The 20451-nt window shown below is 65.0% G+C and carries 17 protein-coding genes; 7 read left to right on the top strand and 10 right to left on the bottom strand.

All coding sequences use genetic code 11. From position 1 onward, the window contains the following. Positions 1–266: 266 nt before the first annotated feature. Together PMN64_RS34600 and PMN64_RS34595 are read right to left on the bottom strand one after the other, a co-directional pair. Entirely contained in the window at positions 267–1319 is a 1053-nt protein-coding gene (locus PMN64_RS34600; RefSeq protein WP_411783951.1) for a phenylacetaldoxime dehydratase family protein, read from the bottom strand. 30 nt (positions 1320–1349) lie between these two features. Further along, on the bottom strand, positions 1350–2360 hold the full coding sequence (locus tag PMN64_RS34595) for a carbon-nitrogen hydrolase family protein (protein ID WP_411783950.1): 1011 nt from the start codon (positions 2358–2360) through the stop codon (positions 1350–1352). Positions 2361–2561: 201 nt separating this feature from the next. Between PMN64_RS34595 and PMN64_RS34590 the strand changes: the two genes are divergently transcribed. The 3 genes from PMN64_RS34590 to PMN64_RS34580 all read left to right on the top strand — a co-directional run bounded on the left by PMN64_RS34590 (position 2562) and on the right by PMN64_RS34580 (position 5583). After that, complete coding sequence (locus PMN64_RS34590; RefSeq protein ID WP_411783949.1) at positions 2562–3518, top strand: helix-turn-helix domain-containing protein; 957 nt, start codon at positions 2562–2564, stop codon at positions 3516–3518. 164 nt (positions 3519–3682) lie between these two features. Continuing rightward, positions 3683–4036 carry a PilZ domain-containing protein gene (locus PMN64_RS34585; RefSeq protein ID WP_411783948.1) on the top strand — a complete coding sequence of 118 codons (354 nt, stop codon included), beginning with the start codon at positions 3683–3685 and terminating at the stop codon, positions 4034–4036. 125 nt (positions 4037–4161) lie between these two features. Continuing rightward, entirely contained in the window at positions 4162–5583 is a 1422-nt protein-coding gene (locus PMN64_RS34580) for an MFS transporter (protein ID WP_411783947.1), read from the top strand. A 100-nt stretch (positions 5584–5683) separates the two neighbouring features. On the opposite strand, the gene clpA is transcribed toward PMN64_RS34580, so the two are convergent. Both clpA and clpS read right to left on the bottom strand, forming a co-directional pair. Next, positions 5684–8089 carry an ATP-dependent Clp protease ATP-binding subunit ClpA gene (clpA, locus tag PMN64_RS34575; protein WP_028336408.1) on the bottom strand — a complete coding sequence of 802 codons (2406 nt, stop codon included), beginning with the start codon at positions 8087–8089 and terminating at the stop codon, positions 5684–5686. A 259-nt stretch (positions 8090–8348) separates the two neighbouring features. Next, positions 8349–8681, bottom strand: a complete 333-nt coding sequence (gene clpS, locus PMN64_RS34570; protein WP_028343354.1) for an ATP-dependent Clp protease adapter ClpS — start codon at positions 8679–8681, stop codon at positions 8349–8351. A 514-nt stretch (positions 8682–9195) separates the two neighbouring features. Between clpS and PMN64_RS34565 the strand changes: the two genes are divergently transcribed. Then, a complete protein-coding gene (locus tag PMN64_RS34565; RefSeq protein ID WP_411783946.1) occupies positions 9196–11076 on the top strand; it encodes a pilus assembly protein TadG-related protein in 1881 nt (626 codons plus the stop codon). 66 nt (positions 11077–11142) lie between these two features. Here PMN64_RS34565 and PMN64_RS34560 read toward each other — a convergent pair whose 3' ends face one another. Beyond that, positions 11143–11481, bottom strand: a complete 339-nt coding sequence (locus PMN64_RS34560; RefSeq protein WP_016844841.1) for a phasin family protein — start codon at positions 11479–11481, stop codon at positions 11143–11145. Positions 11482–11904: 423 nt separating this feature from the next. Here PMN64_RS34560 and PMN64_RS34555 point away from each other — a divergent pair, with 423 nt between their 5' ends. Beyond that, positions 11905–13698 (top strand): serine hydrolase, encoded by a 1794-nt coding sequence (locus tag PMN64_RS34555; protein ID WP_411783945.1) that lies wholly within the window; start codon positions 11905–11907, stop codon positions 13696–13698. A 240-nt stretch (positions 13699–13938) separates the two neighbouring features. Here the strand turns inward: PMN64_RS34555 and PMN64_RS34550 are convergent, their stop codons facing one another. The 4 genes from PMN64_RS34550 to PMN64_RS34535 form a co-directional block, all read right to left on the bottom strand. Continuing rightward, positions 13939–14658: a DnaJ domain-containing protein gene (locus tag PMN64_RS34550; RefSeq protein WP_411783944.1), complete on the bottom strand. Its 720-nt coding sequence runs from the start codon at positions 14656–14658 to the stop codon at positions 13939–13941. Positions 14659–14742: 84 nt separating this feature from the next. After that, positions 14743–15483, bottom strand: a complete 741-nt coding sequence (locus PMN64_RS34545; RefSeq protein WP_304495680.1) for a VWA domain-containing protein — start codon at positions 15481–15483, stop codon at positions 14743–14745. An 89-nt stretch (positions 15484–15572) separates the two neighbouring features. Then, a complete protein-coding gene (locus tag PMN64_RS34540) occupies positions 15573–16514 on the bottom strand; it encodes an alpha/beta hydrolase (protein ID WP_304495681.1) in 942 nt (313 codons plus the stop codon). 391 nt (positions 16515–16905) lie between these two features. Then, positions 16906–17829, bottom strand: coding sequence for a division plane positioning ATPase MipZ (locus tag PMN64_RS34535; RefSeq protein ID WP_411783943.1), 924 nt, complete (start codon positions 17827–17829; stop codon positions 16906–16908). Positions 17830–18122: 293 nt separating this feature from the next. On the opposite strand from PMN64_RS34535, the gene panC reads away from it, so the two are divergent. Both panC and PMN64_RS34525 read left to right on the top strand, forming a co-directional pair. After that, on the top strand, positions 18123–18974 hold the full coding sequence (gene panC / locus PMN64_RS34530; RefSeq protein ID WP_028343359.1) for a pantoate--beta-alanine ligase: 852 nt from the start codon (positions 18123–18125) through the stop codon (positions 18972–18974). A gap of 120 nt (positions 18975–19094) precedes the next feature. Further along, on the top strand, positions 19095–19847 hold the full coding sequence (locus PMN64_RS34525) for a hypothetical protein (RefSeq protein ID WP_411783942.1): 753 nt from the start codon (positions 19095–19097) through the stop codon (positions 19845–19847). Positions 19848–19866: 19 nt separating this feature from the next. Here PMN64_RS34525 and PMN64_RS34520 read toward each other — a convergent pair whose 3' ends face one another. Beyond that, positions 19867–20307, bottom strand: coding sequence for a DUF1489 family protein (locus tag PMN64_RS34520; RefSeq protein ID WP_028336418.1), 441 nt, complete (start codon positions 20305–20307; stop codon positions 19867–19869). Positions 20308–20451 lie beyond the last annotated feature (144 nt).

Genomic DNA, 20451 nt, shown 5'->3' with positions numbered 1-20451 from the left:
ATCGGACCAATCCAGCCAAGGTTGATGTGTCAGCTATGTCTCCGAACACCCGTCAGTGATCTGTCCGGGCTAAACACTTGACCGGGCGATCCAGTATTCCAGAGACACCAGTCATCACGGAGAAGCCGCGGCGTACTGGGTCCCCCGGTCAAGCCGGGGGACGACAAGCGGAGGCGTAATGCTCACTCTCGCTTCTTGTCAATCATGGACGCGGACAAGCCCGGTCATGACGAAGCTACCTCTCACGGCCGTCTCTTAGGGCTAACTCAACTCGGCTGATCCGCGGAGACCTGTACGGCGGTGAGCATGCCGGTCCGTTCGTGGCAGCCGAGATATTCGAAGAACTGCTCGTCGGCGGCTGCCACGGTGACCTCGTGATACAGCCTGAGCTTGGCGTTCGGGCCCAAGGTCGAGAGATACTTCATCGCCGCGCCAAAAATCCGGACATGAGTCGGGTGCGATTCCGCCCAGCGCTCCAGCGCCGCGAGGCTCTTCCACCAGCTCTGGCCGTAGGACTTTTCGGTCGGCCTGCCCTCGGCATCGACAACGCGCATGTAGCGGTTGGCGTAGCAGCCGATCGGCACGCCATCGTCGCGCAGGAAATCCATGCCCTCGCGCAGCACCGGCTCAACATCGTCGAGATACATCTTGCGTTCCGATGCTTCGGTGTCGCTCCAGTCCTGTCCAGAGCGGATCAGGCAGAGATTGTCAAGCGCGATCACGCGGATGCGGTCGCCGTCGCGGATCACGCGCGGCTCGCCGCCTGGCGTCATCGCGTCGGTCTGCGACAGCGGGATACGGTCGCGCATGCCGCCCCAATAGGCGTGCTCCTGCACCTCGCCGCTCATGCCGTCGGCGAGCACCGCGACACCCTCCGGACGGCCGAGCGACGAGAACAGCGTCTCGTAGCGCGCCACATGCGGCCGCAGCACCTCGATGAAGCGGCCGACGCCCTCAGTGGCGCCGCTGCCGGTCCAGGCCTCGCGCGCGCCGTCGAACCAGGCGTCGAAACGCCCGGCATCGTCCCAATAGGCAACCGAGACGACGTTGGTGAAGCCGGCCTGGTCGACATATTGCGCACGATCCCAATGCGTCGGACCGTTTTCCCTGGCAAAGCGCGTTGCGATCTGCGCCAGCGCCGCGGTCACGGCGGCGGTCGGCTCGCCGCGATATTGCACACCGAAATAGGCCATGATCACGCGTGCGACCGCGGGCTTGTGGCGTGCAACGAAGGACGGATAAGGCGGCGCGTAATCGTCCGGTACGCGACGATGACGCGACCGCGCCGTCTGCAGATGGAAGGGAATCGCGGATTCCATGACAGTCGCCTCCGGTTGGATGTCGTGCGTTCAGCTCGCGGCCGCGTCGATCTCCTCAAGGCTGTCGAGCGGCAGCGCGAAATGCTCGACGCGCTTCGAGGGCTTCTTGTTCAGCAGCAGACGCGTGACATCGGGGCGCGAATAGTGCCCGGCCGGATCGGCGGCGTTCTTGGCGATCCCGATCGCGCCGAGATCGATATCGGCGAGCAACAGCCCCTCCTGCTCGGGCGGCAGCTTCTCGGCGATCGAGCTGCCGTCCGGCCCGTAGATCGCGGCGTGTCCGCCGCCGACATGCAGCAGCGCGTGCTTGTCGTCGCGGTCGCACATCTCGTCGACCATCGCCTGCGAGACCGTGGCGCAGGGCGCCAGCACGAAGCACGAGCCCTCGACCGCATAGACCCGCGAGGCCGCGTTGTTGACCTCCCAGCCGAGCGCCGGCGCGAACGGATCGTACAGCGAGAAGCTCGGCCAGGCCGCGACATGGACCTGCTCGTTCTGGGCGTACATGGCGTATTTCGACAGCGGCTGCAGGTGCTCCCAGCAGCACAGCGCGCCGAGCCGGCCGATGCCGGGGCGGTCATGCACCGCAAGGTCGCTGCCGTCGCCCTCGCCATAGACGGTGCGCTCGGCATGGGTCGGCCGCAGCTTGCGCCGCTTCGCGATGGTCTCGCCGTCGGGCCCGATCAGCCATTGCGCAAGGTAGAGGCTGCCGCCGTCGCGCTCGGACAGGCCGAGCACCGCGGTCATGCCGGCCTTCTTCACCGCAAGCCGCAGTTGCTCGGCCTGCGGGCTGTCGTAGCTCAGCGAGTTGTCGAAATAGCGCTGCACGAAGCCGCGCCCGATCGCCCAGGCCGGCGAGTCCAGCCAGATGTACCAGGGATAGCCGGGGATGAAGGCCTCGGGGAACGCGATCAGCTTCGCCCCTTTGGCGGCGGCCTCCTCGATCAGCGCGATGGACTTGGCGATGGAGGCGTCGAGGTCGAGCCAGGCAGGTGCGGCCTGCACCACCGCAACGCGGTATTTCGGATGTTCGATGCCCATGATGTCCTCCTCGCGGCCGACGCTTCCGGCCGGTTCGTACTTGATCGGCCATGGCGGCCTCTGACATCATGCTGCCCCGGGACCGGGCACGCCGTTCGACCAGGACGGAAGGAAAATTCGACTGCGGAGGAGATTCCGCCCCCGGTACGAAGCTTGCTTTGTTTGCGTGGCCAGCGTTTGCACTCGTGAAGGGAGGAAATCATGCCGGCCCTGTTCACCACGGAAGACGCGCCCACCCATCGGCGCCTTGCGCTCTGGCAGGACATCGTCTGCGACGTCTTCGTGCAGCTCGACTGCAAGTCCGATCTCGGCACCGCCTTCCACGGCGCCATCACCAGCGCGCAGCTGGGCGCGGTGAAATGCTCCGTTGTCTCGTCGAGCCAACAGCGCGTGCTGCGCACGCCGTCGCGGATCGCACGCGCCAGCGAGGATTTTGTGCTGTTCGCGCTCGGCCGGAGCGGCGCGGGCGCCGTGCTGCAGGACGGCCGCGAGACCGTGATCCAGCCGGGCGAATTCGCATTCTACGACACCACCCGGCCCTATGAATTGCGCTTCAACGCCGACTTCACGCAGACCATCTTCCAGGTGCCGCGCGCCATGCTGCACCGGCGCTTCGCCGGCACCCAGGGCCTAACTGCGACCACGTTCACATCGGATCGTCCCGTGCAGCGGCTCGCCTGGCAGTTCATCGCGGGGCTCTCGGAGATCGCCGACAAGCTCGATCCTGACAACGCGATCCGCCTCGCCGACCAGGCTGCCGACCTGCTCGCGATGGCGATGAGCGAGCGGCTCGGCGGCGCCGCGCTGCCCGCCTCGACCCACCGCTCCGCGCTGCTCTACCGCCTGAAGGCGCATGTGCTCGCGCATCTGCCGAACCCCGAGCTCGGTCTCGCCGAAACCGCCGCCGCGCTCGGCATCTCGCCGCGCTACGTCAACAGCCTGCTGGCCGACGAGGACACCTCGTTCCAGCGCTTCGTGCTGGCGCAGCGGCTGGAGCGCTGCAAGCGCGACCTCGCCTCGCCGGCGCACGCGCATCGCCACATCGGCGAGATCGCATTCGCCTGGGGCTTTAACGATCTCTCGCATTTCGGCCGCGTGTTCCGCGACCATTACGGCCTGTCGCCGCGCGACTGGCGGCAAAGCCGGCTGCCGAACTAAAGCGTTTTCGCGCGAAACCGAGGGCCTCTTGCGGCGCAAAATAGCCGGGAATCCACGCCCTCACGGATGCAAATATTTACACTAACTGCAACGGGTTCCCCCGGCGCCCTTCTTTTCGCTGAGGCGGACCGGTACAGTCGTGCCGTTCATTTGGAGGATTTCCCATGCAGGACCGGCGCCAGAGCGTACGCGACAAGGTGTTTTACGGTGCGGTAGCGGAGATCAATGAACGCGGCTCGACGATGGATTGCGTCGTTCGCAATATCAGCGAAGGCGGTGCCTGCGTTGAATTTGGCGATGCTGTGCATCTTCCCGAAGAGATCAATCTCAGCGTCGCACGCAAGGGCCGCTCGTTCCTGGCCCGCCTGATCTGGCGCCAGGCGAACAAGGTCGGCCTCGCCTTCCGGATCATGACCTCGGACACACCGGTCAGCGATCTCGACGAGCGGGTCCGCCGCAGCGAGATCAAGAAGCGGCAGCTGCAGCGGCGCATCAACGATTTGCTCGGCCAGGGCTGAGCCAGCTCGGCTGGTAGCCCTCGTTTCCGTCGCGGCCGGCATCCGGCATTCGGGGTTGCAAAGGTCGGGCTAATCCAGCATGCGGTAATCCCCGCAACGCCGGAACCCGAGAGCCACTCCACGACATGTCGTCCGCGATCATCGAGCATCCCGACGGGCTGCCGCAGCCGCAGCGCAATTGGGCCATTCTCACGATCGCGCTCGGCCTCGTGATGGCCGTCGTCGACGGCTCGATCGCCAATGTTGCGCTGCCGACCATTGCCCGGGATCTGAACGCCAGCCCCGCGTTCTCGATCTGGATCGTCAACGGCTATCAATTGGCGATCACGATCTCGCTGCTGCCGCTGGCCTCGCTCGGCGAAATCATCGGCTATCGCCGCGTCTATCTGGCGGGGCTGTTGCTGTTCACGCTGGCCTCGCTGTTCTGCGCGCTGTCGCATACGCTGCCGCTGCTGACGGTCGCCCGCATCCTGCAGGGGTTTGGCGCTGCCGGAATCCTCAGCGTCAACACCGCGCTGGTCCGCTTCATCTACCCGCATTCGCAGCTTGGCCGCGGCATCGGCGTCAACGCGCTGGTGGTCGCGATCTCGGCCGCGGTCGGCCCGACCATCGCCTCGTTCATCCTGGCGGTCGGGACCTGGCCGTACCTGTTCGCCATCAATGTCCCGCTCGGCATCGTCACGCTGGCGCTGGGCTGGCGCTTCCTGCCCCACACCAGGCCGGCGGTTCACGCCTTCGACTGGCAGAGCGCCGCGATGAGCGCCATCGCGTTCGGGTTCGGCATCAGCGCGATCGACAGCGCCGGCCACGGCGGGGCGCTGTATCTCTGCGCATTGGAGTTCGCCGTCGCCGCGGTCGCCTCGCATTTGCTGTACCGGCGGCAGCAGCATCTGCCCTCGCCGCTGCTGCCCGTCGACCTGCTACGAATTCCGATCTTCGCGCTCTCGATCGGCACCTCGATCGCCTCGTTCTGCGGTCAGATGCTGGCCTTTGTCGCGATGCCGTTCTATCTCGAGAACCATTTCGGATATTCGGCGGTTCAGATCGGCCTGTTGATCACGCCCTGGCCGATCGCGGTCGCGTTCGCCGCCCCGCTCGCGGGCTGGCTGGTGGAACGTTATCCGGCCGGCCTGCTCGGCGGCATCGGCCTGCTGCTGTTCGCGACCGGATTGGGCACGCTGGCCTTGATGCCGGCCAACGCCGCGCCGATCGACGTGATCTGGCGCATGGCGCTCGCCGGCGCCGGCTTCGGCCTGTTTCAGACCCCAAACAACCGCACCATGATCGCCGCCGCCCCGCGCGAGCGCTCGGGCGGCGCCAGCGGCATGCTAGGGACCGCGCGCCTGCTCGGACAGACCATCGGCGCCGCGCTGGTGGCACTCTTGCTGGCACGCTATCCGGCTGACGGCACCCGGATCTCGCTGATGGTCGGCGTCGGCTTTGCCGTCGTGGGCGCTGTGCTCAGCACGCTGCGACTGTCCTCGGCCGGCCGCCGCGGCGCCGATCAGGTCCGGGTCCATGAGGGCCAGCGCCTGAAGGGCGAGTGACGCCGCATACAATGCGGATCGCATCGAGGCCCTCCACCGCCGCAAACAAAAAGGCCGGCTGTCCTCAGCCGGCCTTTTCGTTTGGTTGTTCGCTCGTGCCTCAGACCTTGACCATCGGCCCCTTTGAGGCCGGCCCCTTGGTGCCGCCTCCGCCGCCGTTGGGACCGCCCTTCGGCGGCTTGCGCTTGCGCGGCGGCAGGTTCTCGGGCTTCGGCGTGACCGGGCCCTCGACATATTCGAAGCCGATCTTGTCCTTGGCGGTCGCCTCGTCCTTGACCAGGATGACGCGGACGTGCCCGCCGCCCTTGAGCTGACCGAACAGCACCTCATCCGCGAGCGGCTTCTTGATGTGCTCCTGGATGATGCGCGCCATCGGACGTGCGCCCATCTGCTCGTCATAGCCGTGCTCGATCAGCCAGGCCTTTGCAGGCTCGGACAGCTCGATCGTGACGTCGCGGTCGGCGAGTTGCGCCTCGAGCTGAAGCACGAACTTCTCGACCACCATGCCGATCACCTCCGCATTGAGGTGCGCGAAGGAGACGATCGCATCCAGCCGGTTGCGGAACTCCGGTGCGAACTGGCGATTGATCGCCTCGTGATCGTCGCCTTCCCGCTTCGAGCGAGTGAAGCCGAAGGCCTGCCGCGCAAGATCGGCCGCCCCGGCATTCGTGGTCATGATCAGGATCACGTTGCGGAAGTTGACCTGCTTGCCGTTGTGGTCGGTGAGCCGGCCATGATCCATGATCTGCAGCAGCACGTTGTAGAGATCCGGGTGCGCCTTCTCGATCTCGTCGAGCAGCACCACGCAATGCGGATGCTGATCCACGCCATCGGTGAGCAGGCCGCCCTGGTCGAAGCCGACATAGCCGGGAGGCGCGCCGATCAGGCGCGACACGGTGTGCCGCTCCATGTATTCGGACATGTCGAAGCGCAGCAGCTCGACACCGAGCGACGCCGCGAGTTGCTTGGCCACCTCGGTCTTGCCGACGCCGGTCGGACCCGAGAACAAATAGCTGCCGATCGGCTTCTCCGGCTCGCGCAGGCCGGCTCGCGCCAGCTTGATCGACGCTGCCAGCGACTCGATCGCCTTGTCCTGGCCGAACACCGTGCGCTTCAGGGTCTGCTCGAGATGCTTCAGCACCTCGGCATCGTCCTTCGACACGCTCTTCGGCGGGATCCGCGCCATGGTCGCGATCGTGGTTTCGATCTCCTTGATGCCGATCGTCTTCTTGCGCTTGCTCTCGGCGACCAGCATCTGCGCCGCGCCGGACTCGTCGATCACGTCGATCGCCTTGTCGGGCAGCTTGCGGTCGTGGATGTAGCGCGACGACAGCTGCACCGCCGCCTCGATCGCCTCATTGGTGTATTTCAGCCGATGGTAATCCTCGAAATAGGGCTTCAAGCCCTTGAGGATCGCGATCGCGTCTTCCACCGTCGGCTCGTTGACGTCGATCTTCTGGAAGCGCCGCACTAGCGCGCGGTCCTTCTCGAAGTGCTGACGGTATTCCTTGTAGGTGGTCGAGCCCATGCAACGGATCGTGCCCGAAGCCAGCGCGGGCTTCAGCAGATTGGACGCATCCATCGCGCCGCCGGAGGTGGCGCCGGCGCCGATCACGGTGTGGATCTCGTCGATGAACAGGATGGCGTTCGGATGCGCCTCCAGCTCCTTCAGGACCTGCTTGAGCCGCTCCTCGAAATCGCCGCGATAGCGGGTGCCCGCGAGCAGCGTGCCCATGTCGAGCGAGAACACGGTCGCGGCCGCCAGCACTTCCGGCACGTCGCTGTCGACGATGCGCTTGGCGAGGCCTTCGGCGATCGCGGTCTTGCCGACACCGGCTTCGCCGACGAACAGCGGGTTGTTCTTCTGGCGGCGGCACAAGACCTGGATCGCACGGTTGATCTCGGCATTGCGGCCGATCACCGGATCGATCTTGCCGTCGCGCGCCTTCTTGTTGAGGTTGACGCAATAGGTCTCGAGCGCCTCGCCCTTCTTCTTGGCGTCCTCGTTGCCCTTGGTCTCGGTTTCCTCGTCGACGCCGCGCACCGGCCGCGCCTCGGACACGCCGGGCCGCTTGGCGATGCCGTGGCTGATGTAGTTGACAGCGTCGTAGCGCGTCATGTCCTGCTCCTGCAGGAAGTACGCGGCATGGCTCTCGCGCTCGGCGAAGATCGCGATCAGGACGTTGGCGCCGGTCACTTCCTCGCGACCGGACGACTGGACGTGAATCACCGCGCGCTGGATCACGCGCTGGAACCCGGCGGTCGGCTTCGCGTCATCGGCGCCGTCAGTCACCAGGTTTTCGAATTCGGTCTCGAGATAATTAACGAGGCTCGTCCTGAGCTTGTCGAGATCGACGCTGCAGGCCCGCATCACAGCCGCCGCATCCGAGTCATCGATCAGCGACAGCAGCAGATGTTCGAGCGTCGCGTATTGATGGTGACGCTCGTTTGCGATCGCCAATGCACGGTGCAGCGATTGTTCAAGGCTTTGGGAAAAAGTTGGCATTCGCGTCCTCTATGGCCCCCTGCCATCATGATCGCCATTACCGGGTCAGGCAATAACAACCTTCGTGATCGCCTTTGATATAGTTACGACGGATCGTGGCGAAAGACCGGTCCCGCGATGATGGTTTTCTTCTAAATTCGGGGCATCGGGGCGTCGCGCGGCGGGCCCCGTGATCGTACGGGAACGCCGTTCACCACCATCAAAAACCGCGATGCAAGACCCGTTCCGCGCCCCGCGGCGGGTCAGTCGTTCCAGCGAGCTATTTCTTTTCCATCACGCATTGCAGTGGATGCTGATGCTTGCGCGCGAAGTCCATGACTTGCGTCACTTTGGTCTCGGCGATCTCGTAGGTAAAAACGCCGCACTCGCCGATCCCGTGGTGGTGAACGTGCAGCATGATCTTGGTCGCCGCCTCGGCGTCCTTGTTGAAGAATCGTTCCAGCACGTGAACGACGAACTCCATCGGCGTGTAGTCGTCGTTCAGGATCAGGACGCGGTACAGGTTCGGGCGCTTGGTCTTCGGCTTGACCTTGGTGATGACCGAGGTCGACGGGCCGCTGCCCGTCCCATTGCGGTTGTCATCATTGTTCATTTTCGGCGCCGGCGCGGCGGCCACCGCCGGCATCGACGAAACCGGCTCGGAAATCGGGACTGTCAACGTGGATCGCAACATGGCTCAGGCGTTCGAATTCCCCAAGGGAAACCGGATGGCGGGAAACCGGATGGCAATTGGATGGTGGTCGCGACTGCCGCAAGACTGATCGCGGAACCCCCAGCAATGCTTTCCAGATTGCCGCTCCCGGTCCGATCCGGCGGCCGGATCGACCTCCCGAATATGGGCCTCGCGAGGTCCTGCCGCAAGCGCGGACCCGGCGCGGCCCACCGGTCCGATTCCCGGCGCGGCAACCCTCGGAAGGTTAATCATTTCTGCCTGATTTGACAAAGGAGTCGGGCGGCCAATTTAGACGTCATTGAGGATAGCCAGCGCTTTTGCCCGGCTTTTGAGCCTCCCCCGCGCCACCCTGCCGGGTTTCCCGCGCCCGATTCACCATCTGTTTAGCGGCGCCGGTCGAGATGCCACCGCAATTCATTTCGACGAGAGTGCCATGCTTGGTTCAGCCATTTCCGATCGCGTCTGCGCGGTTGCTCGCCGGTTTTCCAGGGCAAATAGCGGCAATGTCGCGGTGATCTTCACCTTCGCAATGCTGCCGCTCCTCGCTTTCGTGGGAGCCGCGATCGACTATACCCGCGCCAACAACGCCCGCTCCGCGATGCAGGCGGCGCTCGATTCGGCCGCGCTGATGCTGTCCAAGGATCTGACCATGGGCAACATCACGGCTGCGGATATCCCGAGCAAGGCGCAGACCTATTTCACCGCACTTTACACCAACAAGGACGGCCAGGGCATTTCCGTCACGGCCAACTACACCACCCCGACCTCAAGCGCGGCGGCCACCATCCTGCTGGGCGGATCCGGCCACATCAAATCCGATTTCATGCAGCTGGCCGGTTTTCCGACGCTGGGTTTCAAGAGCTCGACGACCACCACCTGGGGCAACGTCAAGATGCGCGTCGCCCTCGCCCTCGACAACACGGGATCGATGTCGGACGACAACAAGATCACCGCGCTGCGCAACGCGGTGGCCGGAACCGGCGGACTGATCGACCAGCTCAGCGCGCTGAGCAAGAACAATGGTGACGTCTATATCTCCATCATTCCGTTCGAGAAGGTCGTCAATGTCGGCAGCAGCAATGTCGGCCAGAGCTGGATCGACTGGACCGACTGGCTCAATCCCCCGACCACGCAGCCCGCCAACGGCACCATGCAGGCAAGTCTGCCGATGAACTGGCACGCGGTCGGACCCGGTGCGCGATGCCCGTGGACCAGCAACAACGGCGGCTTCACCTGCCAGAAGAGCCCGACCAATACCGGCAACGCGAACTACATCCCCTCGAGCGGGACCTATTCAGGCTACATCTGCCCCAGCGTCGATGCGAACTCCTACACGCGCTACAACGGCTGCTGGGTGAGCACGCAGGTCGGCACCGGCGTATTCTGCAGCGGCTCGACGTCGTGCAGCTGTCCGAAGAATTCTTCCGGTAACGATGTCTCCGGCTGCAGTTGCGGCACCTCCGGCGGCGTCTATCAATGCACCGGCAAGCTGTACACCCACGACTGGACGCAGCCCGGCCCCAACGATACGGCCGACAACCAGGGCCAGCCCCGGGTCAGCGCCGTAGTCGGATGGACCAACAATCAATGGACCTCGACCAACCAGATCCCCACCGTGAAGAACGACTGGCGGCAAGCGTCCACCAACCCGATCGGCAACTGGACGGGCTGCATCGCCGACCGCACCCAGCCGAACGATGCGACCGGCGTGCTGCCGGCGTCATCCGACGCCACCACGCTGTTCCCGGCCAACGAGTTGTTTGAGAACGGCTACTCCTACTGCAGCAGCAACTCCTCGCCGCAGCTCGAGCCGATCATTCCGCTGAGCTACAACTGGACCGCGCTCAAGAATGCGGTCAACGCGATGCAGCCGACCGGCGGCACCAACCAGGCGGTCGGCCTGGCGTGGGCATGGCAGTCGCTGCTGGTGGGCGGCCCGTTGAACACCCCGGCGGAGGACTCCAACACGACCTACAACCGGGTCATCATTCTCCTGTCCGACGGTCTGAACACCGAGGACCGCTGGCCCGAATACGGCGACGGCCGCACGCAGGCTTCCGGCAACCCGATCGACGCCAGGCAGTCCCTGCTGTGCCAGAACCTGCAGGCCGCGAAGGACTCCAGCGGCCAGCCGCTGTACACGATCTATACGATCCAGGTGAACACGCACTCGCCCGCCGATCCGACCTCAACCGTCCTGAAGAACTGCGCCAGCACGCCCGACAAATTCTTCATGCTGACCAGTTCGACCCAGATCCTGACGACGTTCAACACGATCGGAACCGCCCTCAGCAAGCTGCGGCTGGCGAAATAGCTGCCCGCTTCAGGCACAACAAAAAAGCCCGGCCAAACGGCCGGGCTTTTCGTTTGTCCTGGTCGCTTACTGAGCGGCCGGCGCGAACTTGGAGACCAGGCCCTCATAGGGCTTGAAGGTCTGCTTGGCGCAGTCGCTGTACAGGCCGGCGATCTTCTGCGATTCCGCAACGAAGGTCTCGTAGGACGAGCGCAGGTACTCGGTCTGCGCCTCGAGCGCCTTGTCCAGCGACTTCACGCCCGACAGCTTCTCGACGAACGACTTGGTGTCCTCAAAGGACTTCTTGGCATAGTCGCCATAGGCGGTGGCGATGGCCTGAACGCCGCTCTGCAGGTTGTTGGCCGACGCGGTGACCGACTCGAAATGCTCTTTGCCGTAGTTCTGAATGTCTTCGATCTTGACCATGGATGGAATTCCTTTTCCCAGACTTGAAGGCGCAAATTCCCATTGCCGGGAAGCTCCCGGCCCCCTGACGCCGATAGCCATATCGCATCGCACAATAGAGTCAATGAATATTGTGCATCGCACAATCACACAGCCCCGAATCTCCGGCATTTGCGATAAACCCCGGGGGACTACGCAACGGTTGCTTAATCTTTTGGAAACTCGGTCCGCCTAACCTGATTCCCGGACTTTGTTCGCCTTCCGACAGGCAGCCTCGAAAGCTGTTTGTGAACAACACCTTAGCTAGAAGAGCGACCTGAGCCGCCACGTGGGCCGATGGTTCTGCCCGAAGTGGTTTGTTGCGCAGGCAAGGATCGATGGCCGCCGGGCACAATTTCGCCTCACGAGCCAGTGATCTAGATAGAAATTGGGACGGGGAAGTAGATGCTTCGAACAACCTTGGCCTCCTCGCGGGCGCTGCGAGTTGGCGTTCTTGGGCTCGTTACCGTCACGACGGCGATCCTGATCACGAGTGATAGCGCCGAGGCGCGCCGTCACCGGCGCCACTACGCCCGTCACCACCACAGCCAGGAAGCGCGCGAGAGCTACAGCCCGCAATTCGCGTCGATCATCGTCGACGGCAACACCGGTTCGGTGCTCACCGCCACCAGTCCCGACGGTCTGCGCCACCCCGCCTCGCTGACCAAGATCATGACGCTCTATCTGCTGTTCGAGCGCCTCGACTCCGGGAAGATGAAGCTCGACACCGAAATGCCGGTGTCCGAGCACGCCTCCGAACAGGACCCGACTAAGCTTGGCCTGCGGCCCGGCTCGACCATCAAGGTCGAAGACGCCATCAAGGGCTTGGTCACCCGCTCGGCCAATGACGCCGCGGTCGTGATCGCCGAGGCGATCGGCGGCAGCGAAGACGATTTCGCCCGGATGATGACCCGCAAGGCCCGTGCGCTCGGCATGAGCCGGACCGTCTATCGCAACGCCTCCGGCCTGCCCAACGATGAACAGGTGACGACAGCGCGCGATCAATCGACCCTCGGCCGCGCGATCCAGGATCGCTTCCCGCGCTACTACCGCTACTTCTCGACCTCGGTGTTTAACTTCCGCGGCCAATCGATCCGCAACCACAACCATCTGCTCGGCAACGTCGAGGGCGTTGACGGTATCAAGACCGGCTACACCCGCGCCTCCGGCTTCAACCTCGTGACCTCGATGCGCCGCGGCAATCGCTTCCTGGTCGGCGTGGTGCTCGGCGGCCGCAGCGGCGGCTCGCGTGACGCCATCATGCGCAACCTGCTCGCAGAGAACGTCGGGAAGGCCGCGACCACCCGCACCGCCGCCGCGATCACCGAACGCAATCCGGCCGACGCCAATGTCGAGGTCGCCGACGCGGATAACGCGCGCGCGCCGGACACCTCGCCGGTCGCCGCGTCGGAGCCCGCCGCTGCAGCTGCCGCGATCCAGGCGCCGCGCCCGGCCAGCAAACCCTCGCTGATGGCGGCGGCCGCCGCCGCGCTGCCGCCGCTCCCGGCCAAGCCGGAGCCGCAGGCCAAGCCCGAGCCGGCGCCGCTGACCTCAGGCGTGATCCAGACCCAGCCGATCGCCGCGATCCCCGGCTCGGCTGAACCGATGAAGCCGGTCAAGGTGAAGACGGTGCAGGTCAAGGCCGGCCAGATCAAGCTCGCCGCGGCCGGCCCGGCGCAGTCCGCGCCTCCGGTCACCAACACGATCCCCGCGCGTGGCGAAGTCCCCGAGACCTCCAATGCGATGATGGCGCGGGCCGCCGAGACCTCGAGGCCCGAAATGCCGCCGCAGCCGGCCAATTTCGGCACCGGCAACGGCATCCTCGGCGTGCTGCCGGCCTCGGCCGTCCATGCACCCGCCGCCCCGGCGCCGCAGGCCGTGGCGTCGATCGAACCCGCTACCCGCGGCCTGCAGGCCGCTCCGCCGACCAGCTCCGCAAGGCCGAGCGCCGCGCACACCGGCTGGATCATCCAGGTTGGCGCGCTGGAGTCCGAGGGCGAGGCCAACAAGCGCATCGACCTCGCGCGCAGCTCGGCCCGCGGCCTGCTCAGCAAGGCGGATCCGTTCACCGAGGTGGTCGCCAAGGATAATCGCAAGCTCTATCGCGCCCGCTTTGCCGGCCTTGAGCGCGATCAGGCCGAGGCGGCTTGCAAGACGCTGAAGCGCGCCGAGATCTCCTGCATCACCGTTCGCAACTGATCGTCGGCATCAGCTGATTTCAAACGGCCGGCGCCGCAAGCGCCGGCCGTTTTGCTTTTGCCGTCGCGAAAACGGCCGGCCCGGCCGCGCGCGGCGCGACCATGAAACTTCTCGTCAAGATTTTACGGTTAAATTTTCCCGAAACAACGATCGGCCACGCCGGACAGCGGCGGGCCAGACGGGGCATCAATCAGAAACGGAAGGCAGCTCTCGGCTGTGGCGTTGGTAGCGTAGCCGGAGTTAGAGATGCGTGCGAAGCAAAGTATCCTTGGCCTCGTTCACACGGGCCGCGAGGTACGTCGAGCCCCCCTGGTCGGGATGGAGTTTCTTCATCAGGGTACGGTGAGCCCGGCCGATATCGTCGCGCGACGCTCCCGGCTGCAGGCCAAGGATCTGATAGGCCTCCTCGTTCGTCATTTTGCCACCCGACGCCGCACGGCCCTGCCCCCGTGCCCGGTCGCCCTGTGCGTCCTGACGCCAGGCGGGAAAACGGCGATCCAGATAGCTTTCAAGTAGCGCAACGCTCTCGGCGTCGAAGCTCGGGACCATCGCCAATAGCTGCGACAGGTCGAACTCGTCGAGCATGCGGCCGGCCTGTGGTCCGGCCACGATCTGGCCCCTGAGCACGCCGCTGCCGTGATCGAGGCTCATATCGAGATATTGCGAGCGCACCCGCGAGCTTTGTCCCTGGCTGCGCGAACCGCCGAACATGCCGCCGAAATTGGGAAATCCGGTGCTTCCGAACGGCGACCAGCCGAGCAGTCCGGCGCCGAAGATGCCGAGCGGAATTGCCACCGCCAGCTCGCCCCGCACGCCGGTAAAGGCCGCGACCGCCAGTGCGAGCACCCCGCCACCGATCTTGATCGCGCGCGCAAGCACGGCGGGATTGGCCGCACGAAACATCTGCAGCGCGGAATAAATGACGACAACGGCGACGACGCCAGCGATCAGGGTTGGCATGTCCGGAATATAGGCGGCCCGGCGGCAAAAAGCATGCGAAGCTTCGTCTCACCGGCATCAGGCGGAGCCTGACGCGACGCGGCGCTATTTCATCTGACCGATCAGCTTCGCCGCGCCGCTCGCGGTCTTGGCCAGTTGCAGCAGGGCCTCGCGGCCGCCGGCGGCATAGGCTGCGGCGGCACGCAGCAATTCGCGGAGCTGCGCGGCCGCGCCGGGATCGAACCTGCACCATGCACCGCCGGTCAGCCGCGCGACCTCGCGAAACGTCTGTTCGGCGGTCACGTCGTGCCCCTCCTGGAACATGAAGACCGGCACCTTGAGCAGGCCGAGCTCGCCGGCTTTGGCGCAGAGATCGTCGGCGCTCTCCTCCATCGCGTCGCCGACGAACACCAGCGCGCGCACCCCCGCCTCGACCGCCTCGCGACGCGTCTCGGACAGCACCTTGCCGATCTGGGTATTGCCGCCCTGGCAATCGATCTTGCTCATCAGCCGCGCGAGCTGCGCGCTGTCGGAGATCCAGCCCGACGCACGGCACTCATTGAAGCCGCGATAATAGACGAGGCGGATATCGAGACTGCCGAGCGCGCCAGCCTCGCGGAACATGTCCGCCTGCAGCGTGCACGCCATGTCCCAAGTCGGCTGCCGGCTCATCGTGGCGTCGAGCGCGAACACCAGCCTGCCGCGGGCGCCGGCGCGATGCGGCGACATCGCCCGCGCCTTGGCGACGAATGCCGCGATGTCGTTCGCGCTTGATGTCGGCACGCCAGGCGCATGGGTCGGGCGTACATCGCTTCCGGATGTCGGTTTGATCGTCTTGCCGGCCATCAGCGCTTGCCTCGTACAGCAAACACTATGTGGGCCGCGGCAGCGGATTGGTCAACGTGACGGGCCAGCCTGGGTGCCGGGCCGCCCGGTCAATTCGTGACCGACGGATCCTTCTTCGTCTCGGTCTTGGTCAGCGAGAGCGACTTCTTGAGCTTGTCGGTCAAGGTCTGAGGTTTCTCGACCGGCACGTAGAGCGAGACGGGGCCGGGCTCCAGAATCTTCGGCGGCGCATTCCTGGTGTCGACCGGCGCGACAGCGCTGTCGGTATCGGCCAGGAATTTATCGAGCATGGCCTGGATCGAGTCCTTGGCCTTATCGGGCCCGGTGTCACGCATGTCGTTGTGCTGGAAGTTGGTGTTCACCACGGTGATGCCGGCCTTCTCGCATTCGTCGGCATCGGGAACGACACCCGGATCCGGCTTGAACTGCGAGTCATGCGAACGGAACGACAGAATCTTGAACTTGCCGTCGGTCATGAACGGCACGCGCAGATTGTCCAGCGTCACCACCTTCTTGATCTCGTCCGGATACTGCTTGGCGAAATACATCGCGATGTCGCCGCCATTGGAATGGCCGACCATCGTCAGCTTGCTGTAGTCCGCGTTCGGATGGCGCTTCTTCATCTCCTCGATCGCGAACTTGATGTTGGTGATACCGCGCTGGTACTGCGGCAGGCGGCCGACATAGAGCTCGCCGACCTTGGTCACCATCGGTCCGTCCGACGGCAGGTCGTTCTGAATGCTGATGGTCAGATAGCCGCGCGCCGCGAACACGTTCGCGAGGAAGGAATATTCGGTGAATTTGACGGTATTGCCATGGTTGAGGATCGCAACCGGCAGCGTGATCATGCCAGCGTCGGCCTGCATCTCCTTGTCGAAGCGCACGGCAACGTCGACCGCGACCGGCCGCTCATCGCGCGTCGGGTCCTTGAACATGAGAGTTTCGTGACGGATCGCCCACTTGCTCGCGGTGAAATAGGCCGCCGTGATCACCACGGAGAGAGAAAGCAGAACGAGAATTCCACGCTTCATGACGTCCTCGAGGTGCCCGCCTTTTCAGGGCTATTCTTGGCCGGAGACTCTTCGGCCTCCTTTTGAGAATATATGTCACAGCGCTGTGACAGGAAGTCTAAAAGTTGGGACTTCGCAGCACGTTCATTGTGCGGTGCACACAACCTTTGTGCATTCGCTTCTAGCGCCATGGCTCTGCGGCACGATAATACCTCAAGACCAGCCGACGGGAGCGAGAACGCGACTGGCTTGGGAAAACCGGATCTGGCCAGCTTTGTTCCGGCATTTTGGCGACGGAGTGGCCGAAAACCCCGCAAGACTACCGCGCTTCTGCATCGTCCCGGAAGTGACGATCGTCACCTCCTGTACGGCCGCCGCCCTGGAACCTGCGCCCTTGGGGAGGCCTGACGGCCTAGCTGCCGATGATGTCGTCGACTTCCAGCGGCTTGTCGACCTGGCTGAACCATTCGGCCCGGTTGGCGGCCCGGCGGCGGCCGCGCTCGTCCAGCGGCAGCTTCAGCTGGCGGAGCAAGCTCATCACCTCCTCGCGGGCGGTGACGTGGCCGAGGCTCGGGCGCGTGCCGAGCGTCGCCTCGTCGATGTCGTCGAGCGCCGTCAGCCCGCGCGGGAAGAATTCGCGATAGACCACCCGCTCGGCAAAGCCGTCGACCGAACGGAACCCGAGCTGCAGCGACAGCTGCTTCAAGCCGTCGGCGACCAGCTGCTTGTTGCGCGAACCGAGCATCGACAGGCGGTTGCGCACCACGATCCAGTCGGTCGAGGCGCCGTCGAGCTGGCGGCGCTCGCGCCTGGTGTCGCGCACCATCTCCGCATAATGGCTCTCGCCGGTCACCGCGTAGGTCGCGGGATCGACGGTCCCGAGCACGTCGAAATCGAGGAAGCTGTCGTTGATCGGCGTCACCAGCGTGTCGGCCATCGAATGCGCGAGCCGCATCAGGTAGCTGTCGGCGCCCGGGGTATCGATGACGATGAAATCATAGGCGCGTTCCACCGCGCTCACCGCGGCCATGAACTGCTGGAATTCCGCGTTCTCGTTCTCCTCGATCTGCATCGTCTCGCCGTACTTGATGCAGTGGTGGGCGGGGAGTTCGAGGTCGAGCCCGGTGCGTCGCGCCCAGGCCTGGCGATTGCTGATGTAGCGGGTGAAGCTCTGCTGGCGGCAGTCGAGATCGATGCTGGCGACGCGCTGCCCGGCCTTCAGCAGCGCGACGGCGATATGCAGGGCGGTGGTCGACTTTCCCGATCCACCCTTCTCGTTGCCCAGCACGATGACATGTGCGGAGCCGGATTGACCCTGACGAGCCTGCACCAACATGATTCAAATCCCGGCAATGATCTTCAAAGCGCGCGCCGCTGCGGTCAAGTGAAATGCATCGCCGCGACAGGAAATCAATTGCGGCCGTGCTCAATGATGCGTCGATCAAGCAAGACTGCTGCGTCGATCGGCGGCACGGCAGCTGTGATCCACGCGCGTCCGAGATCGGGTAAGGCTTGTCGCGGCGGTTTGCCGATAGCGGTTGGGACTTGGTAAGCTGCGTCACCTGCCGAACGCCAGCCCGTCCCACCCAGATTCGTCCCCACCCGGATTGCCCCACGAGCCGAGACCAGATGCCGAGAAATCCCACCGTCGTCCGTACCGTCCCCGCCCTTCGTCGCGCCGTCGACGCCCTGCGCGCCAAGAAGGCGACCGTCGCGCTGGTCCCAACCATGGGAGCGCTCCATGACGGCCATGTGTCGCTGGTGCGCCTCGCCAAGCGCCGCGCCAAGCGGGTCGTCGTCTCGATCTTCGTCAACCCGACCCAGTTCGCGCCGACCGAAGATTTCGGCTCCTATCCGCGCACCTGGAAAGCCGACGTCGCCAAGCTCGCCGCCGAGGGCGTCGACCTGATCTGGCACCCCGAGGTGAAGGCGATGTACCCGGACGGCTTCGCGACCAGGATCGTGCCCGAGGGGCCGGCCACTGCCGGGCTCGAGGATCGCTTCCGGCCGCATTTCTTCGGCGGCGTCGCCACCGTGGTCGGCAAGCTCTTCACCCAGGTCCGGCCCGACCTCGCGATCTTCGGCGAGAAGGACTTTCAGCAGCTCCGGGTCGTCACCCAGATGGCCGCGGACCTCGACCTCGGCGTCAAGGTGATCGGATCCAAGACGGTGCGCGAGCGCGACGGTCTCGCGATGTCGTCACGCAACGTCTACCTCTCCCCGGAGGAACGGCGCGCCGCCCCCGAGCTTCATCGGGTGATGAAGGAGACGGCCGGCCGCCTGCGCGCCGGCGAGGATACGGCGACCGCAATGGCCGACGGCGCCGCGGCGATCACCAAGGCCGGCTTCGTGCTCGATTATCTCGAAGTGCGCCACGCCGCCTCCCTGGCGCCGATCGGCTCGCTGAAGGACGGCCCGATGCGGATGCTGGTAGCGGCAAAGCTCGGCAGCACGCGCCTGATCGACAACATCCCGGTCTGAAGCAGGATCCGGAAAGTGTGATGCGGTTCATGCGCAAACGAGGTTCGAGCCTGTAATGAGGGCTCGGCCTCATCTGCGCGGCCGACGCGTGGATGATCGCGCCTTTCACAGGCGATCGGAATGAGCGGTTATTTCAGGCAAGGCATTGCTTTCGGCATCGCGCTCGTGGCCGCAGGCCTCGCGCAGGCGCAGACCCGGCCGCCGGTCGGCGGGGTCAATTCGGCGCCCGGCGCGATGATCTTCTATGTCGCACATGGTGCGCCCGATGCCTGTGGCCCGGGCTGCTCGGACTGGATCGCCGCCGAGGGCGCCGTGCAGTGGGATACCTATAAGCGCCTGCTGGCGATCCTCGACCGGCAGAACGGCCGCAAGCCGCCGGTGGTGATCAACGTCAGGGGGAATTCCAACCTCAACGTCGCCTCCAGCCTCGGCCGCATCCTGCGCGATCGCGGCATCGACGCCGCGGTCGCGGCGACCGAGGTCGAGGCCTGCACCGGAAAATCCGAGGAGGAATGTTTCGCGCTCAAGCGGCCCGGCGGCCCGCTCGATGCGAAGGAGAAGCTGTCCGGCATTGCCTGCGATTTCGCCTGCCTGCTGGTGCTGTCGGGCGGCGTGCATCGCAGCCTGCCGGAGGGCAGCCGCGTGGTGCTGAGCGGCATGGCGATCCACAACCGGCTCGCGCCCAACGTCTCGGCCGAGCACCGCGAGAGCCTGACCTCAATCTTCACCGACCAGTTCCGACGCTATCTCGGCGAGATGGGGATCGATCACGAACTGCTCGACGTCGCCGTCAGCAATGCGGGCGGCGGCCGCTTTGTCGAGATCCCGGCCTCCGAATGGGGCCGGCTGCACCTCGTGACACAGCCGCAGTAGTTCGCGGCAGCCATCGTGCTCAGAGCAAGCCGAGGTCGCGCAACTCGCGGCGCATCGGCTCGGGCATCGATGCCACGCTGGCCGCGCTCGACTTGGTGAGATCGGCCGGCGCGGAGTCCGCGGTCAGGTAGCGCCAGCCCTGGAACGGCCGCATCGGCCGCGGCGAGACCGCGATCACCTTGGGCTGCATCACCAGCCGGCAGCGGCCGATACCGTCCTTGTCGCGGAACGGCTCAATGGCGATGATCTTCTCGCGCGCGGCGATCTCGCCGCGGATCACCCAATAGAGCGAGCCGCCGGCAAGGATCTCCTCCTCGCGCTTCGGCGTCATCCGCGTGATGTGGACGTGACGGAGCGGCAGGCCCTTTTTCTTCGCGGTCGCCATCCGTTCGGCAACCCAGCCCTTGAGTTCCTTGACGGAGTCGCAACCGACGGCGAGCTTGATGAGATGAAGCGGCATGTGCCGGATGTAGCGGCCGGCGCGCGCTTTGAAAAGGGAGCGCTCTCCGCGGCGGTGGATATCGGGACTAAAGCGGGATGGGTTTAGGTTGAATCGATTTGGGATTCCCAAATCAGTGTGTTTCTGATTCACCATGCTGGCTGG

Origin of the sequence: Bradyrhizobium sp. UFLA01-814 (assembly GCF_046718885.1) — a bacterium.
Taxonomy (GTDB): Bacteria; Pseudomonadota; Alphaproteobacteria; order Rhizobiales; family Xanthobacteraceae; genus Bradyrhizobium; species Bradyrhizobium elkanii.
This window is presented reverse-complemented; position numbering and strand designations above follow the sequence as displayed.

Bases quoted from the DNA above. Each gene is read 5' to 3' on its own strand.
- PMN64_RS34600 (WP_411783951.1), bottom strand. From the start codon at position 1,319: ATGGAATCCGCGATTCCCTTCCATCTGCAGACGGCGCGGTCGCGTCAT.
- PMN64_RS34535 (WP_411783943.1), bottom strand. From the start codon at position 17,829: ATGTTGGTGCAGGCTCGTCAGGGTCAATCCGGCTCCGCACATGTCATC.
- PMN64_RS34585 (WP_411783948.1), top strand. From the start codon at position 3,683: ATGCAGGACCGGCGCCAGAGCGTACGCGACAAGGTGTTTTACGGTGCG.
- PMN64_RS34520 (WP_028336418.1), bottom strand. From the start codon at position 20,307: ATGCCGCTTCATCTCATCAAGCTCGCCGTCGGTTGCGACTCCGTCAAG.
- PMN64_RS34540 (WP_304495681.1), bottom strand. From the start codon at position 16,514: ATGAAGCGTGGAATTCTCGTTCTGCTTTCTCTCTCCGTGGTGATCACG.
- PMN64_RS34525 (WP_411783942.1), top strand. From the start codon at position 19,095: ATGAGCGGTTATTTCAGGCAAGGCATTGCTTTCGGCATCGCGCTCGTG.
- PMN64_RS34560 (WP_016844841.1), bottom strand. From the start codon at position 11,481: ATGGTCAAGATCGAAGACATTCAGAACTACGGCAAAGAGCATTTCGAG.
- PMN64_RS34580 (WP_411783947.1), top strand. From the start codon at position 4,162: ATGTCGTCCGCGATCATCGAGCATCCCGACGGGCTGCCGCAGCCGCAG.
- PMN64_RS34590 (WP_411783949.1), top strand. From the start codon at position 2,562: ATGCCGGCCCTGTTCACCACGGAAGACGCGCCCACCCATCGGCGCCTT.
- PMN64_RS34595 (WP_411783950.1), bottom strand. From the start codon at position 2,360: ATGGGCATCGAACATCCGAAATACCGCGTTGCGGTGGTGCAGGCCGCA.
- PMN64_RS34555 (WP_411783945.1), top strand. From the start codon at position 11,905: ATGCTTCGAACAACCTTGGCCTCCTCGCGGGCGCTGCGAGTTGGCGTT.
- PMN64_RS34545 (WP_304495680.1), bottom strand. From the start codon at position 15,483: ATGGCCGGCAAGACGATCAAACCGACATCCGGAAGCGATGTACGCCCG.
- clpA (WP_028336408.1), bottom strand. From the start codon at position 8,089: ATGCCAACTTTTTCCCAAAGCCTTGAACAATCGCTGCACCGTGCATTG.
- panC (WP_028343359.1), top strand. From the start codon at position 18,123: ATGCCGAGAAATCCCACCGTCGTCCGTACCGTCCCCGCCCTTCGTCGC.
- PMN64_RS34550 (WP_411783944.1), bottom strand. From the start codon at position 14,658: ATGCCAACCCTGATCGCTGGCGTCGTCGCCGTTGTCGTCATTTATTCC.
- PMN64_RS34565 (WP_411783946.1), top strand. From the start codon at position 9,196: ATGCTTGGTTCAGCCATTTCCGATCGCGTCTGCGCGGTTGCTCGCCGG.
- clpS (WP_028343354.1), bottom strand. From the start codon at position 8,681: ATGAACAATGATGACAACCGCAATGGGACGGGCAGCGGCCCGTCGACC.